The sequence below is a fragment of the Shewanella japonica genome, assembly GCF_002075795.1.
Taxonomy (GTDB): Bacteria; Pseudomonadota; Gammaproteobacteria; order Enterobacterales; family Shewanellaceae; genus Shewanella; species Shewanella japonica.
On sequence record NZ_CP020472.1, the window covers coordinates 3,367,486 to 3,384,104 of the forward strand.

Sequence of the window (16,619 nt, forward strand, 5' to 3'; positions counted from 1 at the left end):
CTTTAAGAATGCGCAATACACGCCATGCTTGAATCTGCTGAGTTTTATTATCCCACCGTAATTAAGGCTTTATCATTACGACTTAATCAATAACGACACATCAACACTCCCCTCAAGTGAGTTAGCAAAAAATATAGCCGTAACAAACACGCATGTAATAACTTATTACTCAAGAAGAGACTAATAGATTTGATTTTTTTGCCTAATTATTGTTTGTTTATATACTGTTAGGAAGCAAGGACAATCGATAAGGAAAATTATGGCTATAAATAATGTTGAGCCTGAGCTACCCGAGCCTATTCGCGAACACATTGGTCATTTTCTGATAGAGATATTGAGTTACTTTGATATTACGTTCAATAGTCACGATCTTGCTTCCGATTTCAGTTTACTCATTGCCACAATTTTACTGTCCTTGTTCTTCTTCTTTTTTGTTAAACATTTTGTAAAGCTCTTAATAACCAAGTTGTATAAAAACCAGAATACTAAAATAAGACTGACTGTTTCCCGTAAAAAAGTACCGACTAAAATCGCCCTTATCATTCCTTTTTATATCATTATTACCTCCATCGAACTCCTAATTGGTAAAGTCGGTTTTACGGCAGAACTCATTAATAATATTTTGGGAGCCCTTGGCGGTTTATTCATCCTCATTGCCATATTTGCTGTTGTAGATACCTTATTACTTGTGTCATTAACCCACCCAATTGGGCAAAAATTTCCGCTCCATGGTATCGCTCAATTTGTAAAATTGTTCTCTATTGCTCTTGCAATATTAATGGTTACGTCTGTATTCATGAATAGAACGCCTATTTATTTACTTTCGGGTATTGGTGTCCTTGCTGGCATGCTGATTTTCATTTTTAAAGAAACTTTACTGGGTTTTGTGGCCGGTATTCAGTTGGCAGCAAATGATATGGTCACAATCGGACAATGGATCCAGTTAGATAAATATAAAATTAACGGCATTGTACAAGAGGTCACTTTAACAACAGTAAAAGTACAAAACTGGGATAATACGATATCCATGGTGCCGTCACAGACATTGATGAATGAACCTTTTGTTAATTGGTATGGCGTTGAGCAAATAGGCGCGAGAAGAATTAAGCGTTGTTTATATATTGATATTGAGACCATCAACTTTATAGAAGAGCAGCAATTTTCATCCTTAATTCAAATAGAGCTTATCCGCCCTTATCTTGAAAAAAAAATGGCACAACTCAATGAGTATAATGATGCGCTTTCATCGGATATATCATGTGTTAATCACCGTAAGCTTACCAATTTAGGCTGCTTTAGGGAGTATATGGCTCGCTACATAGAAAGCCATGGCAACATAAGAGCTGATTTAACATTAATAATTAAACAGTTAGAAACTAACAATTTTGGTATACCACTTGAAGTTTACTGCTTTGTAAATACGACTGTGCTTAGAGAGTTTGAACAAGTACAAGCGGATATTTTTGACCATTTTTATTCAATAATGAAAGAATTTAATTTGTCACCCGTTAAAGTCCCAATAAACGTATTAAAAGAAGACACGTACCAATAAAATTAACTTATAGGGAAGCATAGATGTTGCTTCCCTCCTTATCTAACAAACTGCTAAAAATGATACCTAACGCCACCAATAGCCTCTAATTCTACTTTGACATCATCAATTAGGTACAATGTAGGCTGCGCTTCTATGAAAAAAGTAAACCGCTCTACTTTAGTGTGCGCACCAAATACCGCTCTTGCGCCCAATTTAATATCATCATTTTTTTTATCAGCAATCTTGCCGCCCACGCCCCAATAAAAATGTGGGTGGTCCTTAAAATTAAATGTTTTATCTAAGGTAAATGAAAAGTCATCAAAACCCACCCCAAACTTATACTCATTCATTTTTACATTAATGCCTGAGTCGCTACCTACCATTAAACCGACTTCAGGCGCGGCATTGGCCTTAGGTGTAAAAATGATAAGCAGAGAAAGTATGATTGAAACAAAGACGGTGACAAACTTCATGATGGACCTTGTTAGAAAATAAAAGGCGACATCCTAGCGAGTTTGCTTTTAAGAGTAAATTTGACGAGTAACATTGGGACATTTTTAAACAAATAACGCGAGTAAAGCGCCAGTATACATAACGATTTTATAGCAATTTTGCATCAAGTGTTTCAATGCTGGGCAAAACTAACACACAATAAAATTAAGGCGTATATGAAGCATAGATGCCAAAGTAGCATCCGGGTCGGAACCTATTCAAACTCGTCAGTAAATCATGAACAAGTCCCGATTATCTTACTTCAAGATAATTTCTCGCATTCTATACTCCCCTGTTAAGGTTCTCACTTCGGGGTATTTGGCAGAGATTTCGTTAGACATTTTTTCATCCGAATCACTCCATTTCTGCATAAATTGTTTGTACTTCTCCTTATTGGGTTCAATATCAGCTGCATTGTCAAAGGTCACCACCAGCAACATATTAAAGTCACCACTGGTTGCCAGATCGCTGCCGTATATTTTCCAATCTTTAATAAAGCCAAGCTCCTTTTGAATATTAACTGCTTTAACCCAGCTACTGCGTAAACCCGCTAAGTAAATATCTCCCATATTGGGATCCACTTTTACCGTGGTCATCATCATGATTTCGCTGCCGAGATCGTAATCTTCATATACTTCTAATCTATCCTTTGAAAATACAGAACTACTAAATAAAACACATAATGCAATTATTAAGGTCTTGTTCATGTCGTTCACTCCTAATTGTTAACTTAATTTACTGGTCGTTTTTTAACCAAATTAAGCTTTAAGAGTATAGTCGAAAGGGTTATAAAAGCAGGAAAAATATAAACCTGAAAGTTATCAGTTCATTAGCGGTGAATATAAAAGAGCATAAAGAAACAAGTCAGTCTAAAGTTATACAAACAACTGAGATTAAAGGATAAAAACCGCACATAAAAAATAAATAGAAATGGTTCTCGAAGTACATTTAACGTATATAAAGTAAAACACCGCCCGAAGAGCGGGTTTTCACCGCTCAAAAACGTATCACTTTAGACTTACATAAAAAGAGTTGTTAATTAAGCATCGTTAGCGGGGGCTGCAGTAAATAATCCCTGAATTTTCGGTGTGATGCTAATAAGTTGATTGGTCAATAAACTCATGCTGTAACCCAGCATGGCGCCCAATAATAATGGCGGTAAAATAGCTGCTAAATCAGCGCCTAATGCAAATGTAATACAGCAGCCAATAAACGCACCTGGGATAAACGCCAGTTTTTGATAACTCGCCTGTAAACACATCGCTGCAGTGGCAACACCGGTAAATGCGTAACCTACAATCGGTGAAATAAAGAACCCACTCCCCGAGATAATAAGCCAACCCCAAAAAACACCTGACAGATTCGTACTCATAGCCATCAGCATGCCTTTAAGGCCAGTTTCTGTTTGAGCAAAAAAAGTGCTACAGCTTAAAAAACCAACCCAAGTCACTAACTGGAAAACATCGGCAACCCCAGCCCATAGCGCTGCGAGTAGACCTGCTGATATTGCTATTTGCCAACGATGTTCCATATTGTCCCCTCGAGTGTCGCCAAAATAAAACGTAGAGTTTATAAAATAATACAATCGACACGTAATCTACGCTATTTAGCGATGAAACAAAAGTGATCTAGAACAGATTAATGAGCAAAAAACAGTCAACCAAAGCGATAAAGCCGCTAATACATTAAATATTACTAATTCAAGATGCACTTATTGTTAAGGATTTTTATCCTCCTCAATGAAGTAAATCTGTAAATCTATCGACAAAAACCATAACACTTGTCACTTCCAAACAAGCTAAAACCATTCATAAACGAATTATTTAAGTGATACCGTTCAAATTTTTACTACAAGAACACCGAGTTTATGTAGCTAATTGTATTTTCTTGCGAGAGCTATCATTTTCTATTCTTTGACTCCTCTAGTCTGATATTCAACAAGTCATCAACAGCAAAGCTGCCTTATTGGACTCAACAAAACCAATACTCATGACAATAATTTGAGGAACGCCTATGAAAAACTACCTATCAAACTCAAGATTAAATCTTGCGACAAATAGTCTTGACTGGGTCATGGGACACACCATCAAACAATCGCTAAGTCTTAAAGATGCAGTGCCTTTAGATGGAATTCAGCAATTAGCGGTACCAGAAAAACCGATTGAGACCTTATACATTCACATTCCTTTTTGTCATACATTGTGTCGATTTTGCTCGTTCCACAAAATTAAGTTTAATGAAGGCGTCGCTAAAACTTATTTTAAAGCCCTAAGACAAGAAATTCGCACAGTAATTGCACAAGGATACCGATTTAATCGAGTGTATATTGGCGGCGGCACGACCACGATTTTAGAAGATGAATTAATCAAAACTATCGAACTGATTAAATCTATTACCACGATAAGAGAAGTCTCTTGCGAGAGCGATCCGATATACTTTAAAGAAGGTAATCCGCATTTACTTAAAGGCTTAGTGGATCGCATGTCTATCGGGGTGCAGAGCTTTGATGACAAGATTTTAAAGGCCAGTGGTCGATTTGAAAAATTTGGTAGTGGATTACAACAAGCCGAATACGTTAGCCGTGCAATTGAAGTAATACCAACGGTTAATCTCGATATGATGTACGGCTTTAAAATGCAGACCCCAGAGACTGTAGCCAATGATTTAGCCCAAACAATTCGTCTCAGCCCAGATCAAATCACCACTTATCCGCTTACCGTAGGCATTGGTCAAAACCGTAAAAAAGCGGGTTGCCTTGCTGGCCAACCCGAAGAACTTTGGCCACAATTTTTAGCGGTAAAAGAAGCACTGGCTGAGCGGTATATTATGGAGTTCCCATGGACTTTCAGTCGTAACTTTGGCCAACCCGTTGAAAATAAGTATGTATTAGATGGCGAAGATTGTTTCGGTGTTGGCTCTGGTGCTTTCGGGCGTTTTGGCGAGCAGTTCAGGATCTCAAGTTTTGATATCCCTGACTATATTGAGCGTATCCAATCTAATCAAACCGGAACCAGCTACACCAAACCATTAGATAACAAAGCATTATTACAACATCATTTAATGATGATGATGGGGCATGGACTATTGGATAACGCCCAATTTAAAGCACATACAGGTAAAACATTGTGGCAAGCGTTCCCACTTGAGATGAGTTATTTGATTTCAGCAGGCGCACTGAATAAACAAGGCAGTAACTATGTGACCACACCGGCAGGTCAATTTATTGGTTTGAAAATGTTCTCAGGCTTTTTAGCTGGGATGGACTTCTTACGTGAACAAGCAAGAGAACTGCCCTTATCAATGAAATCTGACAGCGAAGCATCTGCTAATAACAGCATCGCTAATGAAACAAAAACAGATTCAGGCATTATCGTTTAATACAGGCTCTGCGGCTTACTATTTAAGTCGCAGAGCAAACATCCCTTAAATTTGCTACGACTTTATTAGCTTATAAAAGGATAACTAAACGGTATTACGGCGTAAGGATATATTCTATGGCTTGAGCTAGTTTAGGCGAGTCAGGGTCGGACACTTGTGTCACCCACACCACTTCCCCACTTCGATTTACAAATACGGTAGTTGGTGTACCTTTAACGCCATATAAGTCGGCCACACTGTCACCGTTTATCAGCGTTTGCATCTCTATCCCTCGACTTTTTAACACACTCTGCGGTTGTGCGCCCTTATCTTCACGAAAACTAATCGCTACCATCTCTAAATCAGTATCTTGATAAGTTTGCCGTAATCTTTCTAAACCAGGTTGCAGCTTTTTGCAGTAAGGACACCAAGTCGCCCAAAAGTGAATAACAACGGGCTTGCCAGCAGTCGATTCAAGTGACCATTGTTTACCATTAGCATCAAACAGCGAAAAATCGGCGGCTTTGGGAAATTGATACCCTTTATCACCTTGCTCATCAGCGCCCCATGCTAGCGATGACAATAAAACACCTTGTATAACTGCCGCAGCGAATAGTAGCCATTTGGCGAGTTTTATATGGTCACCGTTATGGTGAATATCAATCACATTCATACAGACAAACCTCGGAAATATTAAGAATGATTTAACGCAAAAGTCATCTAAATTCTGTCTTAAACGCTCTCTTAAATTCGGCCTTTAATTCGGCCTTGCTTGAGCACCTATATACAGACCGAGCTACCCGCTTATTGCTTTCATCGCTATTCATTTTTAACTGAACTTGTCACAGAAATCATGTTCGTTTATCCAAGTCATCAGCCATTTTACAAACTGGTCTAATCAGGTTAACTTGGCATAAAAGGTAAATGGAGTTCACATGCCGACATTGACTGACTGGCAACAAGATAGCTATTTTCAGCAATTTTCTTTTGCAAAAGAAGCTGACTATTCTATTTTCGTAAAACATGCAGGAGATACTAATAATCCCGCGTTATTACTGATCCATGGCTTTCCCACCAGCAGTTATGATTGGCAGCCTATATGGCAAAGTCTCAGCGCTCAGTTTCATGTCATTACCTTAGATATGATTGGCTTTGGATTATCAGATAAACCCACCCAATTTCACTATTCGTTCGCCGCTCAAGCCAATTTAATCGAGCAACTACTCGCGTCACTCAAGATAAATAATGTGCATATTTTGTCTCATGATTATGGCAACACAGTCACACAAGAGTTACTGGCGAGGCAACAGCTCAATCAACCCAATTATCGAATGCTGAGCACAGTGTTATTAAACGGCGGTATTTTTCCTGAAGTGATTCACCCAATTCTTATCCAAAGATTGTTATTAAGCCCACTCGGCTTTTTAGTCGCTAAAGGAATGGGATTCAAAGCATTTAAACGTAACTTTGATACCATTTGCACAATCAACATTTCAGAAAGCGAACTACAAAAACATTGGCAATTGATTAAACATCATCAAGGTGAGCGAGTGTTTCATAAGCTTATTCAATACATGAAAGAGCGAAAGGTGAATCGTGACCGTTGGGTCAATGCGCTTATTGATAACCCAACGCCGATGCGCTTCATTAATGGGCTAGATGATCCTATTTCTGGCCAAGATATGCTTGAGCGATATGAAGCTCTGATTGATACTCCAGATGCTATCAGCCTGCATGATATTGGTCATTACCCTCAACTAGAAGCGCCAAGCCTAGTATTGAAGCATGCAATGGCATTCTGGCAGCGCCACCAAATTATTGGTTAATTTGCGTCAATAAAACCAAGCAATGAATGAAGGATAATGGCGCTCAAGCAACACAAATTATTACCGCTAAAATTAACTGAGTTTTTACTCAAAGTTCGCTAAAGTAGACTACTTTATAACCAGTCGCTGAAAAACTAATTCAATATTAATAACAACCACGACAACTCAACAACCACAACTATGGTGCGAAAAAACGCAAAAAACAAAGGACCGTATTATGCCGATTTATCAAGCCCCACTGCGTGATTACCAATTTATCCTATCTGAGCTGCTATCTATCTATGATCAAACCGAACTCGCAGGCTTTGATGAAATAGACCCAGAGCTAACCGACGCTATTTTGCAAGGCATCGCCGATTTCACCACCGACATCATGTTACCTTTAAATGCCTCTGGCGATCTTGAAGGATGCCAACTTAAAGATGGCAACGTCATTACGCCTAAAGGTTTTAAAGAGGCTTACCAACAATACATTGATGATGGCTGGGCTACGCTCACCTGCGATCCTGAATATGGCGGTCAAGGCTTACCTGAAGTCATTGGCACCTTTGCCACCGAAATGAAAACCGCCACCAATATGGCTTTTGCCATGTATCCTGGGTTAACCCATGGCGCTTATTCAGCCATCCATGTCCATGGAAGCGATGCACTGAAACAAAAATATTTAGCAAAATTAGTCAGTGGTGAATGGACTGGAACCATGAACTTAACTGAATCCCATGCTGGAACCGATCTTGCCCTTCTTCGTACTAAAGCAACCCCCGTTGCTGATGGCAAATTTGCAATCAGTGGCGAGAAAATTTTCATTTCATCAGGGGATCATGACTTAGCTGAAAACATTGTCCATTTAGTTTTGGCCAAGCTGCCTGATGCACCAGAAGGGGTGAAAGGTATTTCATTGTTCGCGGTGCCAAAATTTCATGTAAACAATGACGGTAGCTTAGGTGAAGCCAATCAGTTATGTGCCAGTGCGTTAGAGCACAAAATGGGGATTCATGGTAACTCAACCTGTGTCATGGTGTTTGATGGCGCTGTAGGAGAGTTGGTTGGCGAACCTCATCAAGGTCTAAAAGCCATGTTTACTATGATGAACCAAGCTCGCCTTGGCGTTGGTATTCAGGGCTTAGGCGTATCTGACATCGCTTATCAAAATGCGCTGGTTTATGCCAAAGAGCGCATTCAAGGCCGAGCCCTTTCTGGAGTTAAACAGCCACAACAAGCTGCAGACTCGATTTTGGTTCACGGTGATGTGCGTCGTATGTTGTTATCTCAAAAGTCATTCAATGAAGGAACGCGTGCATTAATGGGCCAACAGGCTTTATGGCTTGATCAAGCTGAGCGACACAGCGATCCTGTAAAAGCTAAACAAGCGGCAGCGCTTGCAGCCCTTTTTACGCCAATCGTAAAAGGGTTTGTGACCGATCAAGGCTTTAAAGCTTGTGTTGATGCTCAGCAGATTTATGGCGGACACGGCTATATTAATGAATGGGGTATGGAGCAATTTGTACGTGATATTCGAATTGCGATGATTTATGAAGGCACAAATGGCGTACAAGCACTCGATCTTGTTGGTCGTAAATTATTATCAGATAAAGGCGCAACACTGACATTATGGTCAGATATGGTTAAAGGCTTTATTGGTGAGCATAGTAATAATGACGCGATGAAACCTTACCTTGCAGGGTTAATGGATGCAGCCACGGATTTAGAAAAAGCCACCGGCTTTATTGCACAGTCAGCGGCTAAAAATCCCGATATGATTGGTGCAGCCTCAATGCCATATATGCAGTTATTTGGCATTAGTGCCCTTGCATGGATGTGGGCACGAATTGCAGCGACTTCAATTGCCGCCCTTGATGCAGGTACAGATGAGTCTGATTTTTATCAAGCTAAGTTAAATACAGCCGAGTTTTATATGCGATATTGGGGATGCCAAACGCGCAGTTTACGCAAGCAAGTCGAAATGAGCAGCGCGCAAATTGCAACCTTTGATGAAGCCGATTTTTAGTCAGACTTAATACAAGATATCTATGTAAGCTATATAAAAAACAGCGCCTTTAGGCGCTGTTTTTGTATTTCTGGAAATAACCTTTAATGACTAATCCCAGATAAATTCTCTAAAATGCTTACGACACACTGACTCGTAGCTTTCATTACCACCAATAGCAACCTGCTCACCTTCACGCATAGGTTTTCCATTACCATCAAGGCGAACGACCATATTGGCTTTGCGACCACAGTGACAAATGGTTTTTAACTCAACCAATTTATCTGCCCAAGCGAGTAGATATTGACTACCGCTGAACAACTCCCCTTGGAAATCCGTTTTCAGGCCGTAACACAATACTGGGATATCAAGATTATCCACCACATGAGTTAATTGCTTCACTTGTTCTTTACTTAAAAACTGGGACTCATCAATTAAAATGCAGTGTAATTGCTGAGATTCAAGCTCAGCTTCAATCATGGTCGATAAATTATCGTTTGCTCCAAATACTTGAGCATCTGTTTCAACCCCTATTCTAGACGCCACTTTTCCAACACCGTATCTGTCATCAATTGACGCTGTCATAACAAGCGTATTCATGCCACGTTCACGGTAGTTATAAGATGATTGGAGAAGCGAAGTTGATTTGCCGGCATTCATTGCCGAATAATAGAAATAGAGTTGTGCCAAAACAGAAGATCCTTATTGTTATAATCGAGGTTAGTCTACCATTGAATCGATTTAGAGATAAGGCATGTGAGGATTAAATAGCGTGAACTTGCTAGCACTATTCCTTGATGATGAATCCCCTTTATCATCACAGTTAATTTGCTTTCCCTTTTGATGGTTAACTCGCCCTCCTCCTTATCCGTTTCTCAAGAGAATATCGCACAAAGCCAAAGCATGACTGATGAAAAGAATGTATTCCAAACAAGCATCTATTAACATAATTTACATTTTGCAATAAATTAGATCACAGTTTTCAAGCTCACTACCAGCACAACATATACAGGCATCACGAAACGACAAAATCTTCATATACGATTAAGAAACAATTGATAAATTGCATAAACAATTATAATTAAGGAAGTAGAAACACAATGCATAAAACAATTGTCGCTGCCGCGATTGCTGCAACACTCGCATTAAGTGGTTGTAGTCATACTCAAACAGAAAACACCACTCAGGGCGCTCAAGTGCAATCTCAAAATCCATTGATGCAAGCAAGCGTACTCCAGTACCAAGCACCTGACTTTAGTTAGCTTAACAATGAGCATTTTCAGCCAGCGCTTGAGCTGGGAATTGAACAGCACCATCAAGAAATCCTCAAAATTGCTGCTAACCCTGCCTCACCGACATTTGAAAATACCATTGTCGCTATGGAAAAAAGCGGTGCATTACTCACTCGCACCTCGAGTATTTTCTATAACTTAACCGGCTCAAACAGCAACCCTGAATTACGTAAAGTACAAGGCATAATGGCGCCTAAGATGGCGGCACATTCAGACAATATTAATTTAAATCCGCAGTTATTCAGCCGTATTCAAGCAATTTATGATACTCGCAATAACAGCTCGTTAACTGCAGAAGAAGTTCGTTTAGTAGAGGTTTATCATCAGCGATTTGTGCTCGCTGGCGCCAAACTAACTGAAGCGGAAAAACAAAAGATTCGTGAATTAAATGAAGAGCAATCAACACTCACCAATGAGTTTGCACAACGACTGTTAAGACTCAGCAAGGAAATTGCAGTAAAAGTAGACGATGAAGCCCAACTGGCGGGGTTATCACAATCCGCTATTGCAGCAGCAAAAGCAGATGCTGAAGCGGCAGGACTTAAAGGCCAATATCTACTCAATATCACCAATACCACACGCCAACCGGTTTTAGCTCAATTAGATAACCGTGAGTTGCGTCAGCAAGTTTGGGAAGCGTCAGCAAACCGTGGCTTAACGGGTGACAACGAAACCGCTTCATTAGTCGCTCGTTTAGCGCAGCTTCGTGCTAAAAAAGCCAAACTACTTGGCTTTGACACTTGGTCTGATTACCGTTTAGCACCGCAGATGGCTAAAACACCCGAAGCGGTTTACGACATGTTTGGCTCAATGGTGCCATCTGTGGTGGAAAACACTCAAAAAGAAGCCGCTGATATACAAGCCATGATAGATAAAACTGGCGGTAACTTTACCCTAGCACCATGGGACTGGGCATATTACGCAGAGTTAGTCCGTAAGGAAAAATATGACCTCGACTCAGCGTCTATCAAACCTTACTTTGAGTTCAATCGTGTTTTAGAAGATGGCGTATTCTTTACCCTAGAAGCATTGTACGGTGTTACATTAAAGCCACGTCCAGACTTACCGGTTTATCACCCAGACGTAAAAGCTTACGAGATGTTTGATGAAGATGGCAGTAGCATGGCTATCTTCTATGCAGACTACTTTGCTCGTGAAGGTAAACGTGGTGGTGCGTGGATGAGCTCGTTTGTCGGTCAATCTGAGTTATTAAATCAAAAACCTGTCGTCGTAAATGTCATGAACATTAAAAAGGCGCCAGAAGGCCAGCCAACCTTTGTGAGCTACGATGAAGCGACGACCATGTTCCATGAAATGGGCCACGGTACTCACGGTATGTTCTCTAAAGTGAAATACCCATCTTTAGCAGGTACTGCTGTATCTCGTGATTTCGTTGAATTCCCTTCAACTTTTGAAGAGGACTGGGCTGCGCATCCTAAAGTACTTGCAAACTACGCTAAACACTACGATACAGGCAAACCTATTCCTGACGATTTACTGCAAAAGCTATTAGCTTCTCGAAGCTTTAACCAAGGCTTTGACACCTTAGAATACATGTCAGCTGCGCTACTTGATCTAGAGTGGCATGCACTGGATGCTGACGCGCCGCTGCAAAATGTTGAAAGCTTTGAAGCTGCTGCGCTTAAAAAACATGGTGTCGACTTACCAGCAGTACCACCTCGTTACCGCTCAACTTACTTTGCTCATGCCTTCCCTGGGGGATATTCAGCTAGCTACTATGCATACATGTGGAGTGAAATTCTTGCTGCTGATGCCTTTGCTTATGTGCAAACTCAAGGCGGGCTGAATCGAGAAATCGGTATGAAGTTTAGAAAAACTATCCGTGAAGTCGGCAATAGCGTGCCGCCAATGGAAGCCTATCAAAACTTTAGAGGCCAAGCGCCTACCACTGACGGCTTATTAGAGCGCCGTGGCTTAAAGTAACTTAGCTCTGGTTAACGAGCAAAAAAATGCCACTCAATTGAGTGGCATTTTTATTGTTAGATTTTAGCCTAAACTGGGATCTGACTTTAACAAGTCGAGCTCATATTAAGTCACAAACTAAATCCAAGTGCTTAGGACTACTTAGTGGCTATTTTTAGTCCTAAGATTGCTAATACGAACAATACAGAACACGTAATAAAGCCCATCGCAACAGAACCAGAGAAACCAAGCACGGTATAACCCACAATACTGATAACCGCTACGATTATCGCGTAAGGCAATTGTGTCATAACGTGGTCAAGATGGTGACAGCTCGCTCCTGTCGAAGACAAGATAGTGGTATCAGAAATCGGTGAACAATGGTCTCCAAATACCGCACCAGAAAGCACCGCGGCAAGCATTGGTAACATCATAGTGCTATCACTGCCCATCGCCATATCGGCAGCGATTGGTAACATAATACCAAATGTGCCCCAGCTAGTGCCGGTTGAAAATGCGGTTAAACCAGCTAATAAAAATAGCACTGCAGGCAGCAATGCAAATGGAATATTACCCGTTGCCAAGCTCGCCATATATTTACCCGTTTCAAGCTCGCCAATCACTGACGCAATTGTCCAAGCAAATAACAAGATATAAATAGCTGGCAACATTGACTTAGCGCCAACTTTGATTCCAGTAAACATCATGCTGGTGCTAATTTTTTGCTGCATGGTTAATGCAATCGTCACCACTAGACCCACTAATGAGCCGTAAAATAATGATTCGCTGACTTCAGTGTTTTCAAATGCACCTAAAACACTAAATGGTAAACCTTCACCCGCCAGCGCATCAGCACCGGTTGAAACCATAAAGTAAATAGTTGCCGCCACAAGCACAAAAATCGGCAGGAATAACCCCATGATTTTACCTGTATCAGCTTCTGGTAAATCAGCGGTGGCGCCTGGAGGTAACCCTTTGCTTTCGTCAAAGAGTTCGCCTTTTTGCGCATTACGCTCATGTTGGCGCATTGGGCCAATGTCTAAACCAAAGATAGCAACACACAATAAAAGTAATAGCGCAAAAATGGCATAAAAGTTCATCGGCACCATTTGTAAAAACACGCTTAAATGGCCGGTATCAGCAAAACCATGTGCCGTTAAGATACCGCCAATTAGGGCAATAATGTATGCGCCCCAGCTTGAGACTGGAGAGATAACACAAACTGGCGCAGCGGTTGAATCTAACAAGTAGGCCAGTTTTGCACGTGAAATATGGTAGCGATCAGTAATAGGACGTGCGATTGAGCCAACCACGATACTGTTGAAGTAATCGTCGATAAATACCACACAACCTAAGAACATGGTCATGAGTTTGGCGTCACGTTTATTGCGAATACGTTGGTGTGCCCAATCAGCAAACGCACGTGCTGAACCACTCACGGTAATTAAAGCGGTGATCACCCCCAATACAACCAAGAAGCCAATAATTTGTAAATTCCAGGCATTGAGTGCGCCGTCATCCCACACTAAACTGGTGACAGTACTCACTAAGTGGCTTGCAGCTCCAGTAAAAGAGAAATCAGTCAGCAATATCACGCCAGCAATAATACCTAAACCTAATGAAAGAAGTACTTTGCGTGTAACTACTGCTAATACAATTGCCACAACAGGAGGCAAAAGAGAGAGTGCCGAATCGGCATAACTTGTTATCATCATTTATATATTTTCTTCGTTGAGTACGAATGGAGGATAACTGATAAGGCAAGACATCGCATAAAGCGAAGACAAGAATCTTTTCAGTAGCACTCCACAGTAATATCGATATCAACATCGATATCCATTGTTTTATCCTCACGGATAAAAATTACTATGACAGTGCAGCCCCTTTCGGAAACTGCCCCAGCAAATGGTATTGATCGTACCGATTCACTTCGGCACCAAATCCTTTCAAATTAAGTTATTGGTATCAACCAACTTAACCATACTGATATTTGATGCGCCTCTACTTATGTATACGACAGTTTAAATGCTTTATAAAAGCTCACTGCCGCGACACAAGACCATACAAACATAAGCACGAGGTTAATTACCAGATAAAACTAGCTTATCTTGTGAGAAATAACATCACAATCAAAAAACAACACAACACGATATCGACACCGTAACGAATTGTTAGCAAGCGAAGAATTATCCATCAATTAACGACAGTGAGATTAATATGCTTAAAAAATCTGATTATTGAATTAATTCAGGTGTATTTATATCGTTCAATAGGTTTAGCAATGATAAAGCTGAAAAACAATGTCATTTAATGCGCACTGACACTAAAACAAACTATCGAATAATCACGCCATAAACTGCGACCCAAAAAAAAGGTTTTTGCCTAAAAGACAAAAACCTTTTTCTACAATCAGTTTATAATTACAAAGATTGAGTTAACTCTGGAATCGCATCAAATAAGTCAGCTTCAAGTCCATAATCAGCCACTTGGAAAATTGGCGCTTCAGGATCTTTATTGATAGCCACAATCACTTTAGAGTCTTTCATACCCGCTAAGTGTTGAATGGCGCCAGATATACCGACAGCGATATACAGATCAGGAGCAACAATTTTACCTGTTTGACCGACTTGCAAATCGTTAGGAACATAACCAGCATCAACAGCGGCACGTGAAGCGCCAACGGCAGCGGTTAGCTTGTCAGCTAATGCTTCTAGAATAGCAAAGTTCTCACCGCTACCCATGCCACGACCACCAGAAACAATCACTCCAGCGCTGCCTAATTCAGGGCGCTCAGATTCTGTGAGAGTTTGCGAAACAAAAACAGTCTTAGCTTCTGCAACAAAATCAATGTTAACCGCTTCAGCACTGCCATCGTTGCCTGCAGCATCAAATGCACTGGTACGAACCGTCATCACTTTTTTGTCATCTAAGCTTTGTACTGTCGCCAATGCAGAACCTGCATAAATAGGACGTACAAATGTGTCAGCACTCACCACATCTACGACTTCAGAAATTTGCGCAACATCTAATAATGCTGCCACACAAGGAAGTGTATCTTTACCTACACTGCTTGCTGCAGCTAGCACGTAATCGTAATCACTGGCGACATTAACAATTAACTTAGAAAGGTTTTCAGCCATTTGCGCTTCATAAGCAGCATTGTCAGCTACAAGGACTTTACTCACACCCGATAGTGCTTGTGCAGATGCAACCACAGCACCAACATGACTACCAGCAACAAGCACATGGACATCGCCGCCAATTGCGGTTGCTGCACTAACGACTTTGGCCGTGTCTAATTTTAAACTTGCGTTATCGTGTTCTGCTAATACTAAAATAGCCATAATTAGATCACCTTCGCTTCATTTTTTAACTTTTCAACAAGTTCAGCCACCGAACTCACCATGACACCTGCTTGACGTTCTGCAGGTGGCGTCACTTTAATCACATTTTGATGTGCTTTAAGGCTTACACCCAAGTCATCAATAGATAAGGTTTCAAGTGGTTTACGCTTTGCTTTCATAATATTAGGTAATGAAGCATAGCGAGGCTCATTTAAGCGTAAGTCCGCAGTCACCACAGCTGGTAACGGCATTTTTAATGTTTGTAACCCACCATCAACTTCACGAGTCACTTCAGCACTGTCAGCAGTTAATGTTAATTCAGAAGCAAATGTTGCTTGTGGCATATCAGTTAAAGCAGCAAGCATTTGGCCTGTCTGGTTATTGTCGCCATCAATTGATTGCTTACCAAAAATAATCACATCAGCTTGTTCTTTTTCTTGAACCGCTTTTAAAATTTTAGCAATTGATAACGGCACTAAATCTTCATCAGTCGTCACATGAATGGCACGGTCAGCACCCAAAGCCATTGAAGTACGTAACTGCTCTTGTACTGATTTGGCACCAATACTCACCACTACAACTTCTGTGACACTTCCCGCTTCTTTTAGTCTAACGGCTTCTTCTACCGCGATTTCACAAAATGGGTTCAAGGCCATTTTCAAATTAGCAGTATCAACATCTGTGTTATCAGCTTTTACTCTGACTTTCACATTGGCATCGACTACGCGCTTTACAGGCACCAATACTTTCATGGGATTTCCTTCTACACCTTCAATGTATGTGGATGGCACATTGGCTTCAGCCAATGCAATATGGCATAACTTTACGTCCTGTTAACGTTAACGTCAACCAAAGTCAAACACT

12 protein-coding genes, 1 pseudogene and 1 riboswitch are annotated in these 16,619 nt (G+C 40.7%); of the genes and pseudogenes, 5 read left to right on the forward strand and 8 right to left on the reverse strand.

The genetic code is table 11. The features are described from left to right. The first annotated feature begins 259 nt into the window (after positions 1-259). The gene (locus SJ2017_RS14495) at positions 260-1,552 is read left to right on the forward strand and encodes a mechanosensitive ion channel family protein (RefSeq protein ID WP_080916201.1); all 1,293 of its coding nucleotides are present in this window, start codon (positions 260-262) and stop codon (positions 1,550-1,552) included. A 53-nt stretch (positions 1,553-1,605) separates the two neighbouring features. Here the strand turns inward: SJ2017_RS14495 and SJ2017_RS14500 are convergent, their stop codons facing one another. From SJ2017_RS14500 to SJ2017_RS14510, 3 genes are all read right to left on the reverse strand, one after another. After that, the gene (locus tag SJ2017_RS14500; protein WP_080916202.1) at positions 1,606-2,007 is read right to left on the reverse strand and encodes a hypothetical protein; all 402 of its coding nucleotides are present in this window, start codon (positions 2,005-2,007) and stop codon (positions 1,606-1,608) included. Positions 2,008-2,283: 276 nt separating this feature from the next. Next, the gene (locus SJ2017_RS14505; protein WP_055026061.1) at positions 2,284-2,733 is read right to left on the reverse strand and encodes a hypothetical protein; all 450 of its coding nucleotides are present in this window, start codon (positions 2,731-2,733) and stop codon (positions 2,284-2,286) included. 332 nt (positions 2,734-3,065) lie between these two features. Beyond that, positions 3,066-3,557, reverse strand: a complete 492-nt coding sequence (locus SJ2017_RS14510) for a DUF1097 domain-containing protein (RefSeq protein WP_080916203.1) — start codon at positions 3,555-3,557, stop codon at positions 3,066-3,068. Between the two features lie 482 nt (positions 3,558-4,039). Between SJ2017_RS14510 and SJ2017_RS14515 the strand changes: the two genes are divergently transcribed. Then, positions 4,040-5,404, forward strand: coding sequence for a coproporphyrinogen III oxidase family protein (locus SJ2017_RS14515; protein WP_080916204.1), 1,365 nt, complete (start codon positions 4,040-4,042; stop codon positions 5,402-5,404). A gap of 94 nt (positions 5,405-5,498) precedes the next feature. On the opposite strand, the gene SJ2017_RS14520 is transcribed toward SJ2017_RS14515, so the two are convergent. Continuing rightward, on the reverse strand, positions 5,499-6,056 hold the full coding sequence (locus SJ2017_RS14520; RefSeq protein WP_080916205.1) for a TlpA family protein disulfide reductase: 558 nt from the start codon (positions 6,054-6,056) through the stop codon (positions 5,499-5,501). 262 nt (positions 6,057-6,318) lie between these two features. Here SJ2017_RS14520 and SJ2017_RS14525 point away from each other — a divergent pair, with 262 nt between their 5' ends. Together SJ2017_RS14525 and SJ2017_RS14530 are read left to right on the forward strand one after the other, a co-directional pair. Beyond that, positions 6,319-7,209, forward strand: a complete 891-nt coding sequence (locus tag SJ2017_RS14525) for an alpha/beta fold hydrolase (protein ID WP_080916206.1) — start codon at positions 6,319-6,321, stop codon at positions 7,207-7,209. Positions 7,210-7,426: 217 nt separating this feature from the next. After that, on the forward strand, positions 7,427-9,217 hold the full coding sequence (locus tag SJ2017_RS14530; protein WP_080916207.1) for an acyl-CoA dehydrogenase C-terminal domain-containing protein: 1,791 nt from the start codon (positions 7,427-7,429) through the stop codon (positions 9,215-9,217). Between the two features lie 90 nt (positions 9,218-9,307). Here the strand turns inward: SJ2017_RS14530 and SJ2017_RS14535 are convergent, their stop codons facing one another. Further along, a complete protein-coding gene (locus SJ2017_RS14535; RefSeq protein ID WP_080916208.1) occupies positions 9,308-9,886 on the reverse strand; it encodes a thymidine kinase in 579 nt (192 codons plus the stop codon). Positions 9,887-10,296: 410 nt separating this feature from the next. On the opposite strand from SJ2017_RS14535, the pseudogene SJ2017_RS14540 reads away from it, so the two are divergent. Continuing rightward, positions 10,297-12,432, forward strand: a pseudogene (locus tag SJ2017_RS14540) (M3 family metallopeptidase). 137 nt (positions 12,433-12,569) lie between these two features. On the opposite strand, the gene SJ2017_RS14545 reads toward SJ2017_RS14540, so the two are convergent. The 3 genes from SJ2017_RS14545 to SJ2017_RS14555 form a co-directional block, all read right to left on the reverse strand. Then, the gene (locus tag SJ2017_RS14545; protein ID WP_080916209.1) at positions 12,570-14,126 is read right to left on the reverse strand and encodes a Na+/H+ antiporter NhaC family protein; all 1,557 of its coding nucleotides are present in this window, start codon (positions 14,124-14,126) and stop codon (positions 12,570-12,572) included. A gap of 76 nt (positions 14,127-14,202) precedes the next feature. Continuing rightward, positions 14,203-14,423, reverse strand: a riboswitch (Lysine riboswitch). Positions 14,424-14,831: 408 nt separating this feature from the next. Beyond that, positions 14,832-15,755, reverse strand: coding sequence for an electron transfer flavoprotein subunit alpha/FixB family protein (locus SJ2017_RS14550; RefSeq protein WP_055026054.1), 924 nt, complete (start codon positions 15,753-15,755; stop codon positions 14,832-14,834). A 2-nt stretch (positions 15,756-15,757) separates the two neighbouring features. Then, positions 15,758-16,507, reverse strand: coding sequence for an electron transfer flavoprotein subunit beta/FixA family protein (locus SJ2017_RS14555; RefSeq protein ID WP_055026053.1), 750 nt, complete (start codon positions 16,505-16,507; stop codon positions 15,758-15,760). Positions 16,508-16,619: the final 112 nt, after the last annotated feature.